Raw genomic sequence first — 20,776 nt, 5'->3', positions numbered from 1 at the left:
ATGCCGCTGACCGTGCTGGAGCGAGCGGTGGACACCTACATCGCACAGCATAAGGCCTGAGCCCGCGCGCGGCCTACCGCGCCGCCCGGTAGTCCTGAAGTCTTCTGAAGTTCACATCCCCACGCGGCGCGGCCGGCGGATCGCCTTGGGTGAGCAGCCGCGCCCGCGGGCGCCCGGGGATGACATAGTTGTCGGAGACGAGCCGCCACTCTCTCCGGAACGCTCCAACCAGTGGGCGAAATAGGAGCCGTAAGGGGCGCGCGCCGGCGAGGTCTCCCGCGGACACCGCCGGCGACCAGTTTCGGCGGCTCTCAATCCGCCTTCGGCAAGGCCGACCTCGATCATCGCGGGCTGCCTGAGGCGGGTTCGCCTAGTGCGCCTAGGTGAAGTCCGCGGCCCAGAGTTTCCGCGCCTCCTCCCTGCTGCGAAGGATGCCGTCGTTTCCGCCAACGGCCCTAAGGAGGGGGTTCGACCACCTGTCTCAGCAGCCGTCTCGCTTGATCCACAAAGGCGGTGACCACCTCTTCGGCAAAGGGATGCCCCGTGAGGAGTGAGCGCCATGAGCAGGTGGCGGCGTGGAAAAACTCCATTTTTGGCGACCGCGCCCGAAATTCCGGGCCTCTGGGGACGTTTGAAATCCGACGCGGGGACCGCGCGAAATGATGCTGAACCGCTCAGAAATCGTCACAGTCTAAAGGTGCAGAATTCCCCGTTGATTCTACCAGTGATTGCCGAGCTCCCCGGCGTGCGATAGCGTCGTCAGACGCCTGTGGAGGGTCCAGTGGCAGACCTCGAAATCCTCTACGATCCCATCACCGTGAACGGCGGTCCCTTCACCTTGGACGTGCAGGGTCTGGACAACATCAAGACCGACTCCAAGTTCGCGGTCACTCAGCCGATCGACACCTCGCTGACTTTGAAGGTCCCTGACACCGTCAAGACCGACACGAAGCTGACCATCTCCATCCCCGATACGATCAAGACGGACTCGAAAGCGGCCATCGACACCAAGTCCGCCCTCGACACCAGGTCGGCCATCGACCTGCAGCCGGTGGTCGTCGACCAGTGCCTGAAGCTGTCGCTGGGCGCCCTGCCGCCGACGCTGGTCTGCCTGCCGACCCATCAGCGATTCGGCCTGACCCTATTCGGGGTCGAGGTGTTCGGCCTGACCTTCGAGGGCGAGTCCCGGGTCGTGGTCTCCGACCTACCGAAACACCCGCACATCATCAACGTCACCGCGCCGAAGGTGGTCCACAACACCGCCGCCGAGTGCGCCGCACCAGAGCCCGGCTGCGGCCGCGACGACCGCGACGACCTCGAACACGGCGAACACCACGATCACGCCGGACACCACGATCAGGGGGCGCCTGAGCCGGGGCGCTCCGGGACGTCGCCACCGTTTGTCGTGCGCCTAGGATAGCGGCGATGGGCGCGCTCGACCTCGTCGACTGGCCTGCCGAGCGAACGCTCTCGCTAGCAGGGTCGGCGGGAAACCTGCGCATCCCGCTCACCCTGCGCAACGCGTCCGATCAGCCGGCGCACCTGGCCGAGGCGTCGCTGGCGGAGGTGCGGCTGGCAGGCGCCGGCGCGTCGCTGCGGCTCGCCCCCCTTGCCGTCCAGATGCAGATCCCCGGTCACGGCGTCGGGCGCACCCACCTGCGTCTGCGCCTCGATCCCGCCACGCCGCCCGGCCGTTACGAGGGGCGGATCAAGCTGGGCGACCTGGTCCGCACCCTGGCGATCGACGTCCTGCCCGACGTGAAGCTCAATGTCCGGCCAAGCCCGATCGTAGTCGACGCCGGCGGGGGTCTGGCGCCCGTGGTGGCGGTCTCCTTCGAGAACCGCGGCAACGTCCCACTCACGATCGACGTGAGCGGCCACTATCCGCTCGCCGAAGAGTCTCCTGTCTCCCCCGACCGCCTGGACGGTGCGGCCGATGGCGACAATCCCTTGGCCAAGATCTTCGACAAGCTCATCGGGCGCGAGCCCCAGCCGGTTCTGATCCCCTTCGGCACGCTCGAGATGTCGATGCTGGGCGGGCCCTTGGCCCTGGAACCCGGCGCGACCCTCGTCGCCACCGTCGAGCTGAAACTGCCGGCGACCCTCTCGCCGTCGGCGCGCTACCACACCTTCGCGCCCGTCTACGCCAGTGATCTTCACATCGTCGTCGTCACCGCGGCCAAGCCACTCGTCATGGTTCGCTCGGCGCGTAAGCCCACAGGAACATCGGCATGATCCAGGCCACCCTTCCGCGGCGAGCTCCGCAGCAGATCGATCTCAACCAGCTCGCCCAGCAGGCGTTGCAACCATGGGCCGACGCCTTCGACAGTTGGCGCACCGGCATGGACAACTGGAATTCCGGCGTCGCCAATCTGGTGCGCTCGTCCAAGACCAAGCCGGACTGCGGCTGCCCCACCTGTGCGCCTGACCCCTGCAGCTGCCGCTGCTGCGTTACGGATGCCGACCTGGTGATCGAAGCGCGCGTCGGCGAACGCCGGATCGTCCCCGTCATCATAGAAAACAAATGGCGCCGCGCGCGGGACGTCGAGGTCGAGCTGTCCAGCTTCACCACGGTCAGCGACATCGTGCAGGTCGCGGCCGACATCGTGGGCGACGCCACCTTCACGCTGGCCCCCTGCGGCCACCAGGAGATCGTGCTGGTGGTCAATATCGGCGGCCAGGCCGTCCTGACCCCGGCGCCGAGCCAACCCACCAATCCGACCAATCCCAACAACCCGAACAACCAGTCCAGGGCGGCCGGGAAGAACGCGGCCACGACGGACGGCCCGGTGGCGACGCCTGCTCCGGTCGGAACGCGCCAGCTGCCTGACGTCGACCGCTGCCTCGTCGCCTACGCCGACCTGCGGATCAAGGGCTGCGACCTGCGTTCGGTCCGCGTCGCGGTCGCCATCCTGCCGCGGGATTGCGAGGCGTTCACCGTGGACTGCGGCTGCAGTTGCTGCTGCTAAGATGGCGAGCTCGACCGACAACCGCACCCTGAGCCAGGTGACCACCGACCTGGCCCGCCGCTGGGCCACCCAGCGATTCAAGGCCGTGCAGGCCTATGGCCAGATCCTGGCGGACTATGGCGCCGGCCGATCGACCGGCGCCTCGGCGGCCGGCGCCTACGCCAAGCTCGCGGCCGAGGAGGGTGTGCGCTATTCAGCCGACGCGATCGGGATCGCCAGCGACTTCGCCGCCGCGCTGGTGCGCAAGGCCGGCGGGACCGTCGAAAACGCCGTGGCCGGGGGGGCAACGCTGCAGGATCTGGAGATGTCCGGACCGCTCGGCGGTGAGGCCAGCGCTCAGGTCCTGATGCGCAATCCGCACGACCGGCCGGCGACCCTCAGCTTCTGGCCCGGCAACTTCACCGGCACCACCGGCGGCGCCGCGGCCACAGTGACCATCGACCCGCCCAACCTGGTCCTGGCGCCAGGCGACGAACAGCCGATCACCGTGCGCGCCACCCTCGATCCCAAGGTCTTCGCGGCCGGGGGGCGCTATGCGGCGAATGTCGCGATCAGCGGCTTCAACGACTTGGTGCTGCGGGTGCGCCTCTCGGTTCTGCCCAGCTAGGCCTGCGCCATGGCTCCGCCAGACCCCGTCGTGAACACGGTCGCCATCGCTCACGACTCCGGCGCGGCGGGGACCATTCTGCTGGACCGCGCCCTGGCCCAGGCGGGTTTTCAGGAAGGGGCCGGGCAACGCATCGAGGCGGCGTTGACAGCGAAAGGCGCCTGTTCGGCGATCGTAGTCCCGGCTCTGGACGCCTTCGCGGCAGGCTCGCCGGCGGCGGCCGATCCGCGCCTGGTGGAGCATCTCCTGGACGTCCTCTTCGACCTCGGCGTCACGGACGCCGCCGTCGGGTCCACGCGCGACACCGCCGCGCTCTGGCTTGAGAATCGCGATGTTTTCGTGGCCGCCGACCTGCTGGGCTACCGTTACGAGACGCCCGCCGGGCGGCCCTATGACGTTGTAGACCTCTCCGAGGAGACCGAGGACGGCGTCTTTCCCGCCTGGGGCGTCCTGGGCGGAACCGCCCTCTCCCGCGCCTGGCTGGAGGCCGACCTGCGTATCGTCGTGGCGGCCAACCGCACCGACGAGGACGATGGCTATGCCCTTTGCCTCTCGACCCTGCTCAGCATCCTTCCGAACACGGACAAGGACTATCACTACCGCTATCGCCGTGATGTGGGCGAGGTGGCCGCCGAACTGGTCAGGGCTGCGCCGGCCCATTTCGCGGTGATCGACGCCGTCGTGAGCGCCCACGGCAACGGCGGGCGCCGTGCGCCGCTGCCGCTCAAGACCGACACCGTTATCGTCGCCACCGACCCCTCGCTCGCCGACTATGTGGGCGCCCTGAAGATGGGGCTCGATCCTTTCGTCTCCGAGCTCGCCGCGCCGGCGCTGCGGGCCGCGCGTCCCACGGCCGGCACGCGGATCTTCGGCCCGTTGGAGGCCTATCCAGACTGGATCAACGTCGAGCCTGCGCTGGTGGCGTCCACCGCCGCGCGCCGCGCCTTCGTCGCGGCCGACCGGGCGGTGCGCCCGGCTCTGCAGCACGTTGACCGTGACCTCTTTCCTTTCCGCCACCCAGCCAACGACTGGCTGAACCGCGCCCTGGCCGACGTCGCCTCGGCAGGGGATGGCGGCGTTGACGGCGCCCGGCTGCTGTCCTTCGCCAACCTGGCGATCGCCCAGGCCGAGCAAGCCGGGACCGCCTTCGGCGTGATGTTCGACAAGGATGCGCTCCGCCGCCACGACGCGCCGATCAATGTCGATCCGGCGACCATCTGCAAGGCGGACTACGACGGCCTCGCCGCCGAACTCAGCGTCCAGGCCGACCTGCTGCGCGGCGTCGTCCCGGACGACCAGGGGCTGCGCTGGCGCTTCGACGACGGCGCGGTGCTGTTCGACGGCGCGCGTCGCTACCCCATACCGTTCGAGGCCTTCGCCGCTGGGGTCGAGATCCACCGCGCGATCCAGTTCATGAACGACTACGCCGGCGGCCGCGCCCTGGTCACCGGCGTGGACGGCCAGGGCCGCGTCACCCGCCAGCTCGAACGCAACCTCTACCTGCCGCAGCCGAACTACACCGCGTTCGGCGGCGGTGTGGTCATCGATGTCACCAAGATCGAAACGGTCGACTACGCGCCTGCCCGCCAGCAGATGTTCTGGAAGACCATCAAGAGCGAGAACGCCTCGGCCATCGCCGACGACGGGATCGTCACCTTCGAGGCGCTGGGCGGCGACACCCTGGTCACCATCTGGGGCCGCCAGCAGTTCTGCCTGCCGCCCATGTGGGCCGTCATAGACCGCGACCTGACGCCGGCCATGAAGCGCGTCCTGGTGGCCGAGGCCTACCACCGCTTCTTCGCCCGCACCTTCGCCAACCTGGAGGCGGTGGCCGAGGGCCGCGACGTGCGCATCGGACGGCCCTGGTCCGACGCCTCGGACGGCGAATCCCTGCCGGTGGACTGGGCCGCCGACGTCATCAAGCGCCTGCAGACGCAGGACAGCCTCGACCTGGTCGGCGCGGCGAAGTCGCTGTTCCAGCGCCCGGCCCGCGCCGGGCCCGAGCCGCTGCGGGTCGACGCCGACGGTTTCCGCCACTTCGCCGCGCCGCCGCGCCCCGCCGCCCCATCGCCCCTGGCTTCGGCGATGTCGGGCGCGCTCTCCGACCTGCGCCACGCCGCCTGGGTCGATGCGGGGGCTCAGCCATGAAGGCCCCCACATGAAAGCCTTGGTCACCGGCGCCAACGGCCTGATCGGCGCCAACCTCGTGCGCGAGCTCCTGCGCCGGGGCGACGAAGTGACAGGCCTCGTCCGCGCAGGGTCGAACATCGCCGCTATCGCCGGCCTGCCGATCCGCCGCGTCGTGGGCGACGTGCTCGACCCGGCGTCGCTGCCCGCGGCGGTCGAGGGCCAGGATCTGGTCTTCCACACCGCCGTCGCCTTCAGCTACTGGGGCCACGAGCCGGAGGAAATGGCCCGCACCGCCACCGATGGCAGCCTCAATGTCCTGGCCGCCTGCGCCGAGGCCAAGGTGAGCCGGGTCGTGATGACCTCGTCGTCGGTGACGCTTGGCGCCTCGTACAAGCCGCAGATCCGCGATGAAGACGCCAACGCCGACGACGACCCCGATGAGTCCGCCTACGTCCTGGCCAAGATCGCCCAGGAGCGCGCCGCCCTCGGCGCCGCGCGCCGCCTCGGCATCGAGATCGTCTTCGCCTGCCCGACCATGAGCGTGGGCCCGTTCGGCGCCGGGCTCGGCCCCAGCAATGGCCTGATCACCAGCTATCTGGCCGACGGCTTGCGCCTCACCTGGGCCGGCGGCTGCAACATCGCCTCGGTCCGCGATGTCGCCCTTGGCCACATCCTGCTGGCCGAACGCGGCGCGCCCGGCGGCCGCTATGTGCTGGGCGCGGAGAACCTCTCGTGGCGCCAGATCCACGGCCTCGTCGCCGAGCTTGCCGGCGCGCCCGGCCCGCGCGCCGAGGCCAGCGCCGTCGCCTGCTATGGTCTGGCCGTGGCCGAGGAGACCCGTGCGCGCCTGACGGCCGCCGCCCCGCTGGCCACCCGCGCCCAGGCGCGCATGGTCGGCCGCTATTACTGGTACAGCCACGCCCGCGCCGCCGCACTGGGCTATGCGCCGCGGCCCGCGCGCCAGGCCCTGGCCGAGGCGCTGGCCTGGCTCTGCGCCTCGCCGCACGTCGCCCGAGAGACCCGCGCGGGCCTGCGCCTCACCCGCGAGGTCCAGGCCGCCCGCCTGGCGCGCTTGGCCGACGAGGCCGCCCTTTTGTCGGAGCGCGCCGCATGAAGGATTTCCGCTGCCTGGTCGGCGTGCGCCATCCGCCCGGGGCGCTGGCCGGCGCCGTGCGCGACCTGATCTACGAGATCGGCCCCAGCCTCGAGAGCGTCGAGCAGATCGCCACCGTCTCGCGCCTCGAACGCCCCGACGGCGTCATCGAACTGGTCAACGAGTGGCGGATCAATCCGGCGCTGCCGAGCGCCCTCGACGGCATCGTCACACGCGACATGCTGGGCTGGCTGGACCACGCCGAATGGTCGTCGAACCTCACTGAGTGTGACTGGCGCGTCGAGCCGTTCTTCATGGGCGAGGCGATCCGGTGCCGCGGCGCCACGCGCTTCGAACAGGCCATGGGTGGGCGCGGCACGCGGGCGGTCTTCGAAGGGCAGCTCGATATCGACCCCTCCGCGCTCGCCAGCCTGCAGCCCGCCTGGCGCGCGCCGGCTTCGCTGGCGATCGAGTTCATCATCGGGACCCTGATCCCGCGCAACTTCCGCAAGACCGTGGAGGCGGTGTCGGACCTGCTCGAGGCCCGCAGCTTCAGCCGACCAGGACGCCGTGATGAAAGCCCAGCCGCGGATCGGCCATCGCCGACAGGCCAGGCGCGAACTCCTGCAGGTCCGGCATCGGCGCGCGCAGCCGCACCCGATTCGACGGATAGTCATAGACCGTGATGTGGTTCAGCCCGCGGTTGGCGGTAAACAGCAGGCTCTGGTCGGCTGACAGCTGGCAGGCGTAGACCGAGTCCAGCAGCGAGAACCGGCTGGCCCGCAGCATTCCCAGGATGTGCTGGGAGTTGCCGAAGATATTGCCGCGCGCCAGCACGTCGTAGGCCTGGGTCGCCACCTCGCGCGGCCGCTGCGCCAGTTCGCCCACGTCGGGCTTCTCGTCGATCATGCGGAAGGTCGCGAACCCCGCCAGATCCAGGAGCACGATCGACTGGCTGGCGCCGTTGCAGAAGATCAGCTCGCGGTCCGAGATCGTGATGTCGGAATTGATGTGCGCCGGCGTCTCGCGTCCGGTCGCCCAGTGGCGGCGCACGCGCTTGGTCTCCGCATCGATCTCGAAGACGTACTCCTTCAGCCAGGCGATGGCCCACTCGTGCCAGTCCACCCGGTCCAGCGGCGCGACGCGGAAGCTGATCGCGTAGAACACCTCCTCGCTCGGATGCGGCAGCACATGCCAGCAGGTGGCCGGCAGCTTGATCACGCTGACCTCGCCGGTCGCCATGTCGCGCACGCCCACGTGCCTGGCCTCGCCACGCCGCCCGCGGCTGGGATCGTCCATGGCGCCGTAGCAGAGGAACCGCCCCGAATGGGTCAGCTTCATCGCGTGCGGCAGGAAGACCCCGTGCGGCTCCAGCTGCTCTGGGCTCGCCAGGTCCGATAGCCGAAAGCGCCAGAAATGCCGGCCGATCGCCGTTATGAACGTCTCGTCGTCCAGCCAGGCCACGTGCGTGCTGCCCTGCAGTGAGGTGTCCGGCGTCTCGAACCGCAGGGTCGAGATCCGCCCAGTCTCCTCCAGCGTCGCGGCGTCGAAGAACATCAGATGCTGGCCGGCGTTGCCAAGGAAACCCACCTTGCCGGAGGGGTTCACCGAGCAGGCGTGCCCGGCCGCGACGCCGTCGTAGTACTTGATCTTCCAGGCGAACCGCTCGCTGGCCGGGTCGTAGAGGAACAGGCACATCCCGGCCATGCCCTCGAGACCGTTGGCCCCGTTGCCATCCAGCGCCACGTAGAAGGCGTAGGGATATCCCCGCATTCCTATTCCAGGTGGTCCAAGCCTGACGACAGTCTACCTACAGTTTAAGGCGCTGACGCAACCCTTCGCGCTCCGGGCGAAGCGGACGCCCTGCGCCTGCCCAAGGACTCGCCTATATTGCCCGCCCGGCCGGGGCGCCGTCTCAGCGGCTCCAGCCCTCAAGGGCGCCGCGCTGATGATGGTCGCGTGCTGACGACACACACCGACGTCTCCATGAGTGGCTTGCTGGGGACGGCCTCGGCGGTCCCTTACTCCCACAGCCGGCGCTGGATGGGTACGGCTACAAGCTGGCCGGCGGCGTGAGCGGGTCGTTCCTGATGGACGCCGGCCTGAGCCTCGTACCCTGCTTGCTCATCGCCTGGACGGTGATGCGCCGGCTGGGCGCCGGCAAGCTGGAAATCCGCACGGCCGGGGAACCTGTCCTCCAGCCGGCGGCGTGAAGGTCCGCTTCCCCCCCGTCCTGCCGTCCAGCACGTCCGCCCTCAGGCCCTTGCCACAGCGACCGGGCGGAGATCCGCCTCCCGGCCACAGGCCTTCGGAGGGAACGACCCGTTGCTGAGGTTGGGAGCGTCCGGTTCGGGACTGGGCAGTCCCATGTATGCGAGATGAACCAACTGCATAGCTGCGTCGTTAATGCAGCGACGCCACCTTCAGGGTCAGGGGACTTGCGATGCTATCCAGGGCGCTTATCGGCCTCGCTGCGCTTTGCGCCTCCATCCCCGTGACGGCCCAGGCCGCCACCTGGACGCTGGACTTCAGCGGGCCGCAGAGCGCCCAGTTTGTCATCGAAGACCTTTACGGCTCACCCTACGTGAGCAGCTTCTCCGCGACGGGAGCGGCCGCTTACGACGCTGTCCCGACCGCAGTGCCGGCGGACTGGAACACGACGCTTCCAGACACTCCGGCCAACGAAGCCATCATGTCTCACCCCAAGTTACTATCGAACGTAACGCTCACGGATACCGGGGGCCACATCCGTATCTTTCCCGGAATGGGGTACGAAGGCTATTATGACGGTCGTTTCAACCTCGACCTGACCTACCTGCTGAGTTCGCCCGAAATCGTGGGCTCAGACTTCACTGACAACGCCATCACGGGCAGCTACTCGTTTTCCTTCTTTGTCAATGCGGCGGGCTTTGGCAGCGACCACGACTTCGCAGGCGCGGGCACAGGAACCGTGACGAGGCTGACGGCCTTTGGCGCCGTGCCCGAGCCGGCAGACTGGATGCTGGCCATGATAGGACTGGGAGCCGTCGGCGCCGGCATAAGGATGCATCGTCGGTTCCGACAGGACTTGGCGACGATCGGCTAGATGCCTGCCGGTTCGCGACCCCTTGCGGACATTGGCCCATTCAGTGCGAATTTGCGAACCATGCCGATAAGGCCCCTCTGCTCCATGGGCCGACCGACCCCCAATCGCCGGCTCATGGCGTTGAGGCGATAACCGAGCTCCACACACTGGCCGGACGTTCGCCGGTTCTGCTTGCTGGCGTCAGGCGAAGGTGTGCTTACGCCATCGAAGACCGTCCGATGATCAGCTATGGAAAAGCTAGCTCGGCAAAAGCTAACGCCCACCGCCGTCCGGACTGCTGACATGATGTTGTCAGCATCGGGGGGACACCATGGCGCTCGAGCCCGGCGACGGGCGTGACGCGAAAGGACAAGCCATGTCGAAGGAACTGGTGTTCTACACCAACCCCATGTCGCGAGGGCGCATCGTGCGCTGGATGCTGGAAGAGGTGGGGCAGCCCTACCGCACCGAGATCCTCGACTATGAAACGACCCTCAAGGGAGCCGAGTACCTGGCGGTGAACCCGATGGGCAAGGTGCCGGCACTGCGGCACGGAGAGACGGTGATCACCGAAGGCGCTGCGATCTGCGCCTACCTCGCCGACGCCTTCCCTGAGACGGGTCTCGCGCCGGCCCCGACCGAGCGCGGCGATTACTATCGGTGGCTGTTCTTTGCTGCCGGCCCGGTCGAGGCGGCGGTCACCGCCAAGAGTCTCGGCTTCGAACCAAAGCCCGAGCAGCGGCGGATGGCCGGCTTCGGCTGCATGGCCGATGTCGTCAACGCGCTGGAGGGCGCGGTGAAAGGCCGGGATTACATCGCCGGCGACCGGTTCAGCGCCGCCGACGTCTATGTCGGATCGCAGATCGGCTGGGGCATGCAGTTCGGCTCCATAGAGCGGCGGCCTGTTTTCGAGGCCTATTTCGAGCGCATCGGCGCCCGCCCCGCCGCGGTCCGCGCCCGCGAGATTGACGACGCCCTGATCCCCGCCACGCCGAAGCCGATCCCGGCGGAATAGCGGAACACGAACTTAACCGTCGCTGATCTATGGGTCTTCCATCGCTGGAGAACCCATGGACAGCCTCGGCGTCCTTCAGAATCCAGGTTTCAGCCGCTTCGACCCTGTCAGGCGCAGCGTTGAGCCGAGCCGTCCGAAGGTGACTGAGGGCGCGCAACGCGCGCCGGCGGTGGTGCTGGGCGGCGCACTCGCATGCGCCGGTGGCGTCTCGCAGGTTGATGCCGCCGGCGCTCTTGGCCTCTCGAGGACCGTAACGCCGACGCCGCCGGTGAAGCCCGTGGTCTACCGGCGAGGCGCGATGGTCGATCTATCGGTGTGATAGCGTAACGTCGTTACGAGAAACTCGTTCGCTGTAACAAATCGTGCTCTCCTGACGGAATACCGTGGCAAGCCGGGAGCGCTCCGCGATGAAGTTTCCTCTGTTCACGATGGCCGCATTCATCGCCACCCTGGCGGCGACGCCAGGCTCGGCGCAGGAAAAGCCGGCCAGCGCGATGCCCGGCATGCTGATGCCGGGGCCCATGAGCATGGGCCTGCCGCTTTCGCCCATGCCCGCCATCTACGCGGGCGAAGCGGACAAGCGCGGGGCCCCGGTATTCAAGGGTCTGGGCGTCCATCACATGCCGATTTCAACCCGGAATGCGAAGACGCAGGCGTACTTCGATCAGGGGGTGAACCTGCTGTTCGGTTTCAACCACGCTGAGGCAATCCGGTCGTTCCGCGAGGCGGCGCGGCTCGATCCAAACTGCGCCATGTGCTGGTGGGGCGTCGCAGAGGCGCTGGGACCCAATATCAACCTGCCGATGCAGCCAGATGCGGTTGCGCCCGCCTTGCAGGCGCTGCAGCGCGCCCAAGCGCTGGCGCCGAAGGCTTCGCCGCGGGAACAGGCGTGGATCGCCGCTCTTGGCGCCCGCTACTCGGCTGATCCCAAGGCCGATCGGCACGCCCTCGACGAGGCCTGGGCGGAGGCGATGGCAAAGCTGTGGCGGGAGCATCCCGAAGACCTCGATGCGGCGACCTTCTACGCCGAGGCGATGATGGACACCCAGCCCTGGGACTACTGGCAAGCCGACGGCGTCACGCCGAAGGGGCACGGCGCGGAGATCGTCGCGACCCTGGAGAGCGTGCTTCGCCGAGCGCCTGAGCACCCTGGGGCGCTGCATCTCTACATCCATTCCGTGGAGGCCTCGACGACGCCGGAGCGCGCTGAGCATGCGGCCGACGTGCTGCTGAAACTGATGCCCGAGGCGGGCCACGTCGTGCACATGCCCAGCCACATCTACTATCGGGTCGGCCGTTACGAGGACGCTGCGCGCGTGAACGAACTCGCCGCAAAGGTGGACGAGGACTACATCGCAGCCTGCAAGGCGCAGGGCTTCTATCCGGCTGGCTACTACGGCCACAACATCCACTTCCTGTGGACCTCGGCGGAGATGCAGGGGCGCTACCAGACCGCCATCGGGGCGGCGCGCCGGCTGGTGAAGGCCGTGGACGCGGTGAACCTGGCCAAGCAGCTCGCGCCGGGCGAACTCTACGTGCTGACGCCCGTCGCCACCCAGCTTCGGTTCGGCAAATGGAAGGCCGTCTTGGCCGAGCCTGCGCCGCCGGCGGCCCTGACGCTCGATGTGGCGGTCTGGACCTATGCCCGCGGTTTCGCTCACGCCAACACCGGCGACCTCGCAGCCGCGCGCCTCGACCGCGAAAAGCTGGCGGCGCTCACCAAGGCCGATTTCACGCACTACGAGGCCTTCGCTATTCCAGCCCCGCAGATGGTCCAGGTCTCGATCGCCCTTTTGGATGGCGAGATCGCCCGGACGTCGGGCGACCTCACCGACGCTGTGACGCAGTTCCAGAAGGCCAGGGACCTGGAGAAGGCCTTGCCCTACACCGAGCCGCCCTATTGGCATCAGCCGGTCAGCCACCTGCTGGGCGCGGCCCTGCTGCAGGCCAAGAGACCGGCCGAGGCCGAGGCGGTCTACCGGGACAGCCTGAAAACCTACCGCGACGATGGCTGGGCCCTGAATGGCCTGGCCCAGGCGCTGCAAGCCCAGGGCAAGGACGCAGAGGCTGGGCGCGTCCGCGACGCATTCACCAAGGCCTGGCGGCTGAGCGACACGCGACTGGAAAGTTCGAGGCTGTAGGCCGGCGTGGTAGCCTTGCGATAGTGGTCATGTCGCGCGTTGGAGGACGCCGGATGAACAGCAAGGTTTCGGGCGCGCTCTGGGCGCTCATGGCGTTTCTGAGCCTTGGGATCGCCATCGGCTCATTCAGATACTTGCTGCCGAACACGCCGGGGATTCCGCCCGGAGTGGCCGGCAACGTGATGCGCCATCCCTGGTTGGTCCTCCACGCCGGCCTCGCCGCCACGGCGCTAATCGTCGGGCCGTTCCAGTTCATACCAAGGCTGCGCGCGGCGCGACCCAGGCTGCATCATTGGGTGGGCCGAATCTACGTCGTGGCCTGCCTGCTGGGTGGGCCGGCGGGCCTGCTGCTCGCGTGGGGCACGAGCGCTGGGCCCGTGGCGCAGTTCGGTTTTGGACTCCTCGCGATCAGCTGGATCTTCTGCACGGCCCAGGCGTGGCGCCTGGCCATGGCGCGGCGGATCGTGGAGCACCGGCGCTGGATGGTGCGATCGTTCGCGCTGACCTTGGCGGCGGTGACGCTGCGGCTCTATCTGCCGATCCCGCCGTTGCTTGGAATAGATTTCGTCGAAGGCTACCGGGCCATCTCGTGGCTGTGCTGGATCCCGAACCTGCTGGCGGCCGAGCTCTACCTGAACCGGGCGCGCCTGTGGAAGCCCGCGACGCTCGCCACTTAGGGCTTGGGCTCGATAAGGTCCCAGCGATTGCCGTAGAGGTCTTCGAAGACCGCAACCACGCCGTAGGGTTCATGGCGCGGATCCTCGAGGAAGCGAACACCTGCCGCCCGCATCCTGGCGTAGTCGCCGGCAAAGTCGTCGGTCTCGAGGAACAGGAACACGCGCCTTCCCGTCTGATCGCCGATCCGCGCGGCCTGTGCGTCATCCGCGGGCCGGGCAAGCAGGACGCCGCCGCCGCCGCCCAGCGGCTGCACGGCTACCCAGCGCTTGCCGCCCCCCAGATCGTTATCGGCAATCAGGGCGAAACCGAGCTTGCCGACGTAGAAGCCGATCGCCTCGTCATAGTCGCGGACCAGGAGAGCGGTGAGGCTGATGCGCTGCGGCATGCGAAATCCCTAGAGGCCGGCGGCGACAGCCCGGATCTGATCCCGCAGCCAGACGATGGCGGGTTCTGCCAGGCGGTCCTTCAGGTAGAGCAGGCTCACATCGACGGTCGGAGACTCGTAGGGCGGCTCCACCAATTTCACGCGTCCGCCTTGCGCAGAAAGCAGGGCGAGTCGGCGGGGGATCAGGGTGGCCATGTCCGTCCGGCTGGCGACCGCGAGCGCGGTATAGGTGTCGGGAACCGACACCGCGACCCGCCGGGCGAGGCCCCGAGCGGCCAGCGCCGCCTCGAACGCCCCGGCGTCTTCCCAGCTCGCGCGGCTGACGAAGGGCCGCCGTTCGCCGCCTTCCTCGATCAGGCCCGGGAGGTTGCGGGCGATCACGACATGTGGAGCGGAAACCAGCGTCTCCAGGTCGATGTGCTCACCCTGGAACAACGGGTGATCTGCTCGGACGACCCAGACCAGTTCCTCCGTCAGCAGGGTTTCGCGGGCGAAACGGTCCGGGGCGGCCAGTACGCTGCCGACCAGGAAGTCGGCTCGCCGGGCGTCCAGTCGTTCCAGAACATCCAGCGCCAGCTCGGCGATCATCAGCTCCGACTGCGGCGCCACCTGCGCCAGTCGGCCCGCGACGAGGGGCGCGAGGATGGCGCTTGCGTAGGCGCCGGTGATCACGGCGAACCGCCGCTCGCTGGTCGCGGGATCGAAGTCAGAGGGCGACATGGCCGCCTGCAGCTGGTTGAGGGCGGCATGCACCTGCGGTCCCATCTCAACCGCACGCGGCGTCGGTTGCATGCCCGCGGGACCGCGCACGAACAGTTCGTCCTTCAGCATGTAGCGCAGGCGATTTAACGCATGGCTCACAGCCGACTGGCTGAGCCCGAGACGGGCGCCTGCGCGCGTGACGCTGCGCTCCTCCAACAGGACGTCGAATACGCGCATAAGGTTGAGGTCAAGGCTCATGAATCATGTTCATTTGTTGCGTGACAACATATCATTTGGATCATCGGCCGGGCAGTCCTATCTCAGATCACGACGGGAAGCCGGTGCGGCCATGACAGGTCTGCGCCCGCTATCCCCTTTGCGATATCCACTTGAAAGGGGCTCGCCAAAGTGAGCGAACCTGAAGTCATCCCGCTCCGCGGCAACGCCGAGGTCGATCCCCAGCCGCAGCCGGGTTTTCTACGACGCTGGCGCTGGCCGTTGATCCTCGGCGGTCCCCTGGTGATCGCCGGGGTCGTGGGTTATTTCGTCTTGACCGGCGGCCGGACACAGACCACCGACAATGCCTACGTGCAGATCGCCAAGGCGCCCGTCGCCCCCTCGATCGCCGGCCGTGTCACCGACATCTACGTCCATGAGAACCAGTTCGTCCGGAAGGGCGAGGTGCTGTTCCGGCTGGATGCGCGCGACATGCAGGCCAACGCGGAGGCGGCCGCCGCCACTGTGGCCAACGCCTCCCAGCAGATCACCGCGCTTCGCGCCAGCTACCAACAGCAGCAGGATCTGGTGCGCGCGGCGCAAGAAGCGCTGACCTACGCCAACGCCGAAGCTGCCCGGCAGAAGAACCTGGCCAACGTCGGCGTCTCTTCCCAGGCTCAGGTCGACCAGGCCAACCACGCCGCGTTCGCAGCCAGACAGCAACTGGCCAGCGCACAAGAGCAGGCCGCCCAGGTGCTCGCGAGCCTCGGCGGCGACCCCAAGCGTGCGGCGCAGTCCGCGCCCGCTGTCATGCAGGCCCAGGCCGAACTCGATCGCGCCAAGCTCAACATGTCCTACGCAACCGTGGTCGCGCCCGCCGATGGGGTCGTGACCCGCGTCGACCAGATGCCGGTCGGGACCTATCTCAACGCTTCGCAGACCGGCTTCTGGCTGCTGTCGGGCCAGCCCTGGATCGAGGCGAACTTCAAGGAAGATCAGCTCGCCCGCATGAAGGTCGGCCAGCCCGTCACCATCAAGGTCGACGCCTATCCCGACGCCAACATCAAAGGCCGCGTGGCGAGCTTCTCGCCAGGCACCGGCCAGGCTTTCTCGGCCCTGCCGGCCCAGAATGCGACCGGCAACTGGGTGAAGGTCGTCCAGCGCCTGCCGGTGCGGATCAGCTTTGACAAGCCGCCGCCCGACATGGCGGCGCGCGCCGGCCTCTCAGCCAAGGTGACGGTCGACGTCCGCGCGCCCGGGCGAGCCGGCTGAGGGGCTCATCGCCCATGATCTCCGAACAGGACGCAAAGAACCGCTGGCCGATCACCATCTCGATCATGCTGGCGACGGTGATGAACTCGCTGGACACGACGATCGCCAACGTGGCCCTGCCGCACATGCAGGGCTCGGTGTCGGCGTCTCCCGAGCAGATCACCTGGGTGCTGACCTCCTACATCGTTTCAGCGGCGATCATGACGCCGTTGTCCGGCTGGCTCGCCGACCGGATCGGCCGCAAGCGCATGTTCCTGATCTCTATCGGGGGCTTCACCGTCGCCTCGATGCTCTGCGGCATCGCAACCAGCCTTCCCGAGATCGTGCTTTTCCGCGTGCTGCAAGGCGTGTTCGGCGCGGCGTTGATCCCGCTGTCGCAGGCCGTGCTCCTGGACATCAACCCGCCGGAGAAGCATGGCCAGGCCATGGCGATCTGGGGGGCGGGGGCGATCCTGGGACCAATCCTGGGTCCCGCGCTCGGCGGCTATTTCACTGAGAATTTATCCTGGCGGTGGTGCTTCTACATCAACCTGCCCATCGGCATCCTGGCGTTCCTGGGGGTCGCGCTGTTTATTTCAGGCGACCGGCTGAGGCGCGCAAAGCGGTTCGATTTCCTCGGCTTCGGGATGCTTACCCTGTTCATCGCCGCCTTCCAGATGGTGCTGGACCGGGGACCCAGCCAGGACTGGTTCCAGTCCAGGGAGATCTGGATCGAGACGATCCTTGCAGCCGTCGGGCTCTGGGTCTTCGTGGTCCACACCTTCACGACCCAGCACCCGTTCTTCGACAGAGCGCTGATGCGTGATCGCAATTTCGTCACCGCCAGCGTCTTCGGCTTCTTCGTCGGGATCCTGCTCTTCTCGACCATGGCCCTCTTGCCGCCGATGATGCAGACCCTGATGGGCTATCCGGTGCTGACATCGGGCCTGCTCAGCATGCCACGCGGCGTCGGTTCGTTCGCGGCCATGTTCTTCGTCGGCCGGTTGATCGGGAAGGTCGACACCCGCGCGATCCTGTTCACAGGCTTGAGCATCAGCGCCATCGCGCTCTGGCAGATGATGCACTTCGACCTTGCGATGGGGGTCTGGCCGTTCGTGACATCCGGCATCATCCAGGGTCTTGGCGTCGGATTGCTGTTCGTCCCGCTCTCGACCCTCGCCTTTGCGACCCTTCCGCCTCAGCTGCGGCCTGAGGGCTCGTCGGTCTACACCCTGGTGCGCAACCTCGGCTCAGGCGTCGGCATCTCGATCATGAACGCCTTGCTGGTGGCCAACACCCAGACCATGCACGCCTCGCTGTCAGGCAAGATCATCGCGTCCGACGCGGTCGTCCGCGCAAACCTGCCAAGGGTCCTGGATCCTTCCACGACCACGGGGGTCTCGGCCCTCAACGCCGAGATCACGCGGCAGGCGTCCATGGTCGCCTACGTCGACAACTTCAGACTCATGTTCATCATCACCATCGCCTGCGTGCCCATGCTGCTGCTTATGCGCAAACCACGGGCGGCCGGCGGGGAGCCCCTTCATGCCATCGTCGATTAGAACCCTCCGCCTGCTGGCGGCCACCGCTTCGGTGCTGGCGCTTGGCGCCTGCGCGACCGTCGGGCCGAACTTCAAGGCGCCCGAGGCGCCGCAAGGCCCGGCCGGGAGCAGCTACGCCATGGCCGGCGACGCGCGCGCGACGAGCGTGCAGCTGAGCCCGGATGCACGCATGGCCGGACCCTGGTGGCAGGCCTTCGGATCGCCGGAGCTGGATCAAGCCATGCGCCAGGCGCTCGCTGACAGCCCAACGCTCGCTGAGGCCCGCGCGACGCTGGAGCGCGTCCAGGCCCAGGCCCGCGCCACCCGTGGCGCGCAGTTTCCGCAGATCGACGCGAATGCCGGGGCCCAGCGCGAACGCATCAACCTGGCCGCGTTCGGGTTCAGCGGTTTTCCGGGCGGCCCGACGATCCCCAACCCGGAGATCAACCTCTTCTCGATCGGCGGCGCGGTCAGCTATGACCTGGACCTGTTCGGCGGCCAGAGGCGGGCGACGGAGCGGGCCAACGCGCAGGTCGAGGACTCCGCGCATCAGGCCGACGCCGCCTATCTGACGCTCACGGCGAATGTCGCCCAGCAGGCCATGCACATCGCCAGCCTCCGCGCCCAGATCGCGTCCGTGAAGGAGATCATCGCCGACGACCAGCGGGTGAACGAGATGATCAGAAACGCGCAGGCCGCCGGCGGTGCGGCGCACTCGGCGCTCTCCAGCGGCATCGCCCAGCTCGCCGAGGATCAGGCGCTGCTTCCGCCGCTCGAGCGCGAGCTCGACGCGGCGCGCCACCAGATGGCGCTGCTGGTCGGCAAGTCGCCCGCCGAATGGACGGCCCCGGTGTTCGACCTCGCCACACTGCACATCCCAGGGGCCGTGCCCGTCAGCCTCCCATCGGAACTGGTTCGTCGCCGGCCCGACATCCTTGCCGCCGAAGCCGACCTGCATGCCACGACCGCAGCGATTGGTGTCGCCGTGGCCCACCAATATCCCGATATCAAGCTCTCTGCGGCTCTGACACAGGAAGCCGTCCACCCCGAGCAGCTGGTCAACTCCTCCGCCGCCGCCTGGAACGTGTTGGCCGGCCTGACGGCGCCGATTTTCCACGGCGGGACCCTGAAGGCCGAGCGGCGGGCGGCGGAAGCCGAGGCCCGGGCGTCGGCAGCGCGCTACCGCGCGACAGTGCTGCGCGCCTTCGTGCAGGTTTCGGATGCTCTGACCAACCTGTCGACCGACGATCGGGCGATCGCGGCGCTCCAGCAGGCAAGTGACGCAGCTGCGGCCGCCGCCAACGACGCCCAGAACGCGCTTCGGTTGGGCGGTGGGCCGATGATCGACGTCGTGACGGCCCAGCGCAACCTGAGCCGCGCGCGCCGGACCCTCGTCGAGGCTGAGGGGCGGCGCATGAACGACTTCGTCGAGCTCTACGCCGCCACCGCCGCCGACTGGCGTACGGCGGCGGCCGGCGCCTCCTAGCCGGCGGCCCGATGGGATCGGCTGCGCCCGAGGGTCAACAGGAACACCGAGACCAGCGAAATGGTGCAAAGCACGGCCATGTAGCCCGAGATCGCCAGCGAGTTCTTGTACTGGTCGAGCAGGGCTGCGGCGATCATCGGGGCGAACCCGCCGCCGAAGATCGCCCCGAGCTGATAGCCCAGCGAGGCCCCTGAGTAGCGGAACTCGGTGGAATAGATCTCGGTCATCAGCGCGGCTTGCGGGCCGTACATCAGGGTGTTGAAGATCAGGCCCACCGCAATCGCCGTCAGCATCGCCGGGAACGTGCCGGTGTCGAGCAAGAGAAAGAACGGGAATGACCAGAGGCCGGCGAGCACGGCGCCGGTCATGTACACGCCACGGCGCCCGACCCGGTCTGACAAGGCCGCGGAGAGCGGCACGAAGGGCGCCGAGATGAGGCTACCCAGGAGAACGGCCCAGAGAATGGTTGTGCGCGGCACGTTCAAGGTCTTGGTCGCGTAGGCGATCACGTAGGTAACCATTATGTAGAAACTGCCGTTAGCGGCGACGAAGGCGCCGGCGGACAGCAGGATTTCCTTCGGATGCCGGGCGATCACTCGCAGGATCGGCGAACCCCTCGCGGCGCGCAGCTGCGCCTTGGCCTTGTCGAGGCTGATCCCCTTTTCGGCGGCGAGTGCGCGCGCGGCGGCTTCCTGCTTTTCAGCCTCGATCACTTGAAGGGCCTGATACTCGGCGGTGTCTTCGAGCCGAAGGTGCACGTAGAGGCCCAGCGCCACGAGGAGCATCGAGAGCACGAAGGGGATCCGCCAGCCCCAGGCCAGGAAAGCGTCGGGCGCCAGGGTCGAGCCCATGACCAGGAAGATCAGGTTGGCCAGTACAACGCCGGCCGGGACGCCCAACTGGGCGAAGCTGCCGAAGAAGCCGCGCTGGTTGGCCGGGGCGTTCTCGATGGCCAGGAGCACGGCGCCGCCCCACTGGCCGCCGACCGCCAACCCTTGCGCGAACCGCAGCAGGATCAGCAGCAGCGGAGCGGCCAATCCCACTGTTGCGTATGATGGCAGCAGGCCGATCGCCGTCGTGGCGACCCCCATCATGAGCAGGGCGGTGACCAGAGCGCGCTTGCGCCCCACGCGGTCGCCGAAGTGGCCGAACACGACCCCGCCGACCGGCCGAGCGATGAAGCCCACTGCAAAGGTGGAGAAGGCGGCCAACTGAGCGACGGCGGGCGGCAGGCTGGCTGGGAAAAACAGCTTCGGGAACACCAGGGCCGCGGCGGTCCCGTAGATGAAGAAGTCGTACCATTCGATGCTGGCGGCGGCGAGCGATGTGAGCGCCACCTTGGCGATATTGGCCGGGCGCGCGGGCGCCCCTGCTACGGCTGCAGTCATGAATTCCCCCGAACTGGTGCGCGACGTACTCCCGCGCCTGTCCGACTGGGTAGCCTATGAATCCTGCCGCCGTAAGCCCGAACGTCCCTCACCGCAGGCGGGAAGGGTGC

At 68.0% G+C, this 20,776-nt stretch carries 19 protein-coding genes; 15 read left to right on the top strand and 4 right to left on the bottom strand.

The annotated features are described in order from the left end of the window. Window positions 1-781 precede the first annotated feature (781 nt). Genes VGI62_RS03350 through VGI62_RS03325 form a run of 6 tightly spaced genes read left to right on the top strand, consistent with a single transcriptional unit; the run spans window position 782 to window position 6,820 of the window. A complete protein-coding gene (locus VGI62_RS03350) occupies window positions 782-1,420 on the top strand; it encodes a hypothetical protein (protein WP_331502978.1) in 639 nt (212 codons plus the stop codon). 5 nt (window positions 1,421-1,425) lie between these two features. Continuing rightward, window positions 1,426-2,235, top strand: coding sequence for a hypothetical protein (locus VGI62_RS03345; RefSeq protein ID WP_331502977.1), 810 nt, complete (start codon window positions 1,426-1,428; stop codon window positions 2,233-2,235). Continuing rightward, a complete protein-coding gene (locus tag VGI62_RS03340) occupies window positions 2,232-2,969 on the top strand; it encodes a hypothetical protein (RefSeq protein WP_331502976.1) in 738 nt (245 codons plus the stop codon). Before VGI62_RS03345 ends, VGI62_RS03340 begins: the two co-directional genes overlap by 4 nt. Window position 2,970: 1 nt before the next feature. Continuing rightward, complete coding sequence (locus VGI62_RS03335) at window positions 2,971-3,576, top strand: hypothetical protein (RefSeq protein ID WP_331502975.1); 606 nt, start codon at window positions 2,971-2,973, stop codon at window positions 3,574-3,576. Between the two features lie 9 nt (window positions 3,577-3,585). After that, window positions 3,586-5,724: a DUF362 domain-containing protein gene (locus tag VGI62_RS03330; protein WP_331502974.1), complete on the top strand. Its 2,139-nt coding sequence runs from the start codon at window positions 3,586-3,588 to the stop codon at window positions 5,722-5,724. Between the two features lie 10 nt (window positions 5,725-5,734). Further along, window positions 5,735-6,820, top strand: coding sequence for an NAD-dependent epimerase/dehydratase family protein (locus VGI62_RS03325; protein ID WP_331502973.1), 1,086 nt, complete (start codon window positions 5,735-5,737; stop codon window positions 6,818-6,820). Between the two features lie 531 nt (window positions 6,821-7,351). On the opposite strand, the gene VGI62_RS03320 is transcribed toward VGI62_RS03325, so the two are convergent. Further along, window positions 7,352-8,572 (bottom strand): hypothetical protein, encoded by a 1,221-nt coding sequence (locus tag VGI62_RS03320; RefSeq protein ID WP_331502972.1) that lies wholly within the window; start codon window positions 8,570-8,572, stop codon window positions 7,352-7,354. A 299-nt stretch (window positions 8,573-8,871) separates the two neighbouring features. On the opposite strand from VGI62_RS03320, the gene VGI62_RS03315 reads away from it, so the two are divergent. From VGI62_RS03315 to VGI62_RS03290, 6 genes are all read left to right on the top strand, one after another. Continuing rightward, on the top strand, window positions 8,872-9,012 hold the full coding sequence (locus VGI62_RS03315; RefSeq protein ID WP_331502971.1) for a hypothetical protein: 141 nt from the start codon (window positions 8,872-8,874) through the stop codon (window positions 9,010-9,012). A 230-nt stretch (window positions 9,013-9,242) separates the two neighbouring features. Continuing rightward, complete coding sequence (locus VGI62_RS03310) at window positions 9,243-9,884, top strand: PEP-CTERM sorting domain-containing protein (RefSeq protein WP_331502970.1); 642 nt, start codon at window positions 9,243-9,245, stop codon at window positions 9,882-9,884. Window positions 9,885-10,194: 310 nt separating this feature from the next. Next, window positions 10,195-10,878, top strand: coding sequence for a glutathione S-transferase family protein (locus tag VGI62_RS03305; RefSeq protein WP_331502969.1), 684 nt, complete (start codon window positions 10,195-10,197; stop codon window positions 10,876-10,878). A gap of 55 nt (window positions 10,879-10,933) precedes the next feature. Next, window positions 10,934-11,197, top strand: coding sequence for a hypothetical protein (locus VGI62_RS03300; RefSeq protein WP_331502968.1), 264 nt, complete (start codon window positions 10,934-10,936; stop codon window positions 11,195-11,197). Window positions 11,198-11,285: 88 nt separating this feature from the next. Further along, window positions 11,286-13,019 (top strand): hypothetical protein, encoded by a 1,734-nt coding sequence (locus VGI62_RS03295; RefSeq protein ID WP_331502967.1) that lies wholly within the window; start codon window positions 11,286-11,288, stop codon window positions 13,017-13,019. Between the two features lie 53 nt (window positions 13,020-13,072). Beyond that, entirely contained in the window at window positions 13,073-13,696 is a 624-nt protein-coding gene (locus VGI62_RS03290) for a DUF2306 domain-containing protein (protein WP_331502966.1), read from the top strand. Here the strand turns inward: VGI62_RS03290 and VGI62_RS03285 are convergent. Together VGI62_RS03285 and VGI62_RS03280 are read right to left on the bottom strand one after the other, a co-directional pair. Next, window positions 13,693-14,082 carry a VOC family protein gene (locus VGI62_RS03285; RefSeq protein WP_331502965.1) on the bottom strand — a complete coding sequence of 130 codons (390 nt, stop codon included), beginning with the start codon at window positions 14,080-14,082 and terminating at the stop codon, window positions 13,693-13,695. The genes VGI62_RS03290 and VGI62_RS03285 overlap by 4 nt on opposite strands. 9 nt (window positions 14,083-14,091) lie before the next feature. Beyond that, complete coding sequence (locus VGI62_RS03280; RefSeq protein ID WP_331502964.1) at window positions 14,092-15,042, bottom strand: LysR family transcriptional regulator; 951 nt, start codon at window positions 15,040-15,042, stop codon at window positions 14,092-14,094. Between the two features lie 150 nt (window positions 15,043-15,192). Between VGI62_RS03280 and VGI62_RS03275 the strand changes: the two genes are divergently transcribed. Genes VGI62_RS03275 through VGI62_RS03265 form a run of 3 tightly spaced genes read left to right on the top strand, consistent with a single transcriptional unit; the run spans window position 15,193 to window position 19,278 of the window. Then, entirely contained in the window at window positions 15,193-16,272 is a 1,080-nt protein-coding gene (locus VGI62_RS03275; RefSeq protein ID WP_331502963.1) for an HlyD family secretion protein, read from the top strand. Between the two features lie 14 nt (window positions 16,273-16,286). Next, window positions 16,287-17,813, top strand: a complete 1,527-nt coding sequence (locus tag VGI62_RS03270; RefSeq protein WP_331502962.1) for a DHA2 family efflux MFS transporter permease subunit — start codon at window positions 16,287-16,289, stop codon at window positions 17,811-17,813. Continuing rightward, window positions 17,797-19,278 carry an efflux transporter outer membrane subunit gene (locus VGI62_RS03265; RefSeq protein ID WP_331502961.1) on the top strand — a complete coding sequence of 494 codons (1,482 nt, stop codon included), beginning with the start codon at window positions 17,797-17,799 and terminating at the stop codon, window positions 19,276-19,278. The genes VGI62_RS03270 and VGI62_RS03265 overlap by 17 nt, the downstream gene beginning before the upstream one ends. Here VGI62_RS03265 and VGI62_RS03260 read toward each other — a convergent pair. Then, on the bottom strand, window positions 19,275-20,666 hold the full coding sequence (locus VGI62_RS03260; protein WP_331502960.1) for an MFS transporter: 1,392 nt from the start codon (window positions 20,664-20,666) through the stop codon (window positions 19,275-19,277). The two genes, VGI62_RS03265 and VGI62_RS03260, sit on opposite strands and share 4 nt — an antisense overlap. Window positions 20,667-20,776: the final 110 nt, after the last annotated feature.

The organism is Phenylobacterium sp. (assembly GCF_036495085.1).
Classification (GTDB): domain Bacteria; phylum Pseudomonadota; class Alphaproteobacteria; order Caulobacterales; family Caulobacteraceae; genus Phenylobacterium.
The sequence above is the reverse complement of the archived record's forward strand: the minus strand, read 5'-3'. Positions and strand labels throughout refer to the sequence as shown.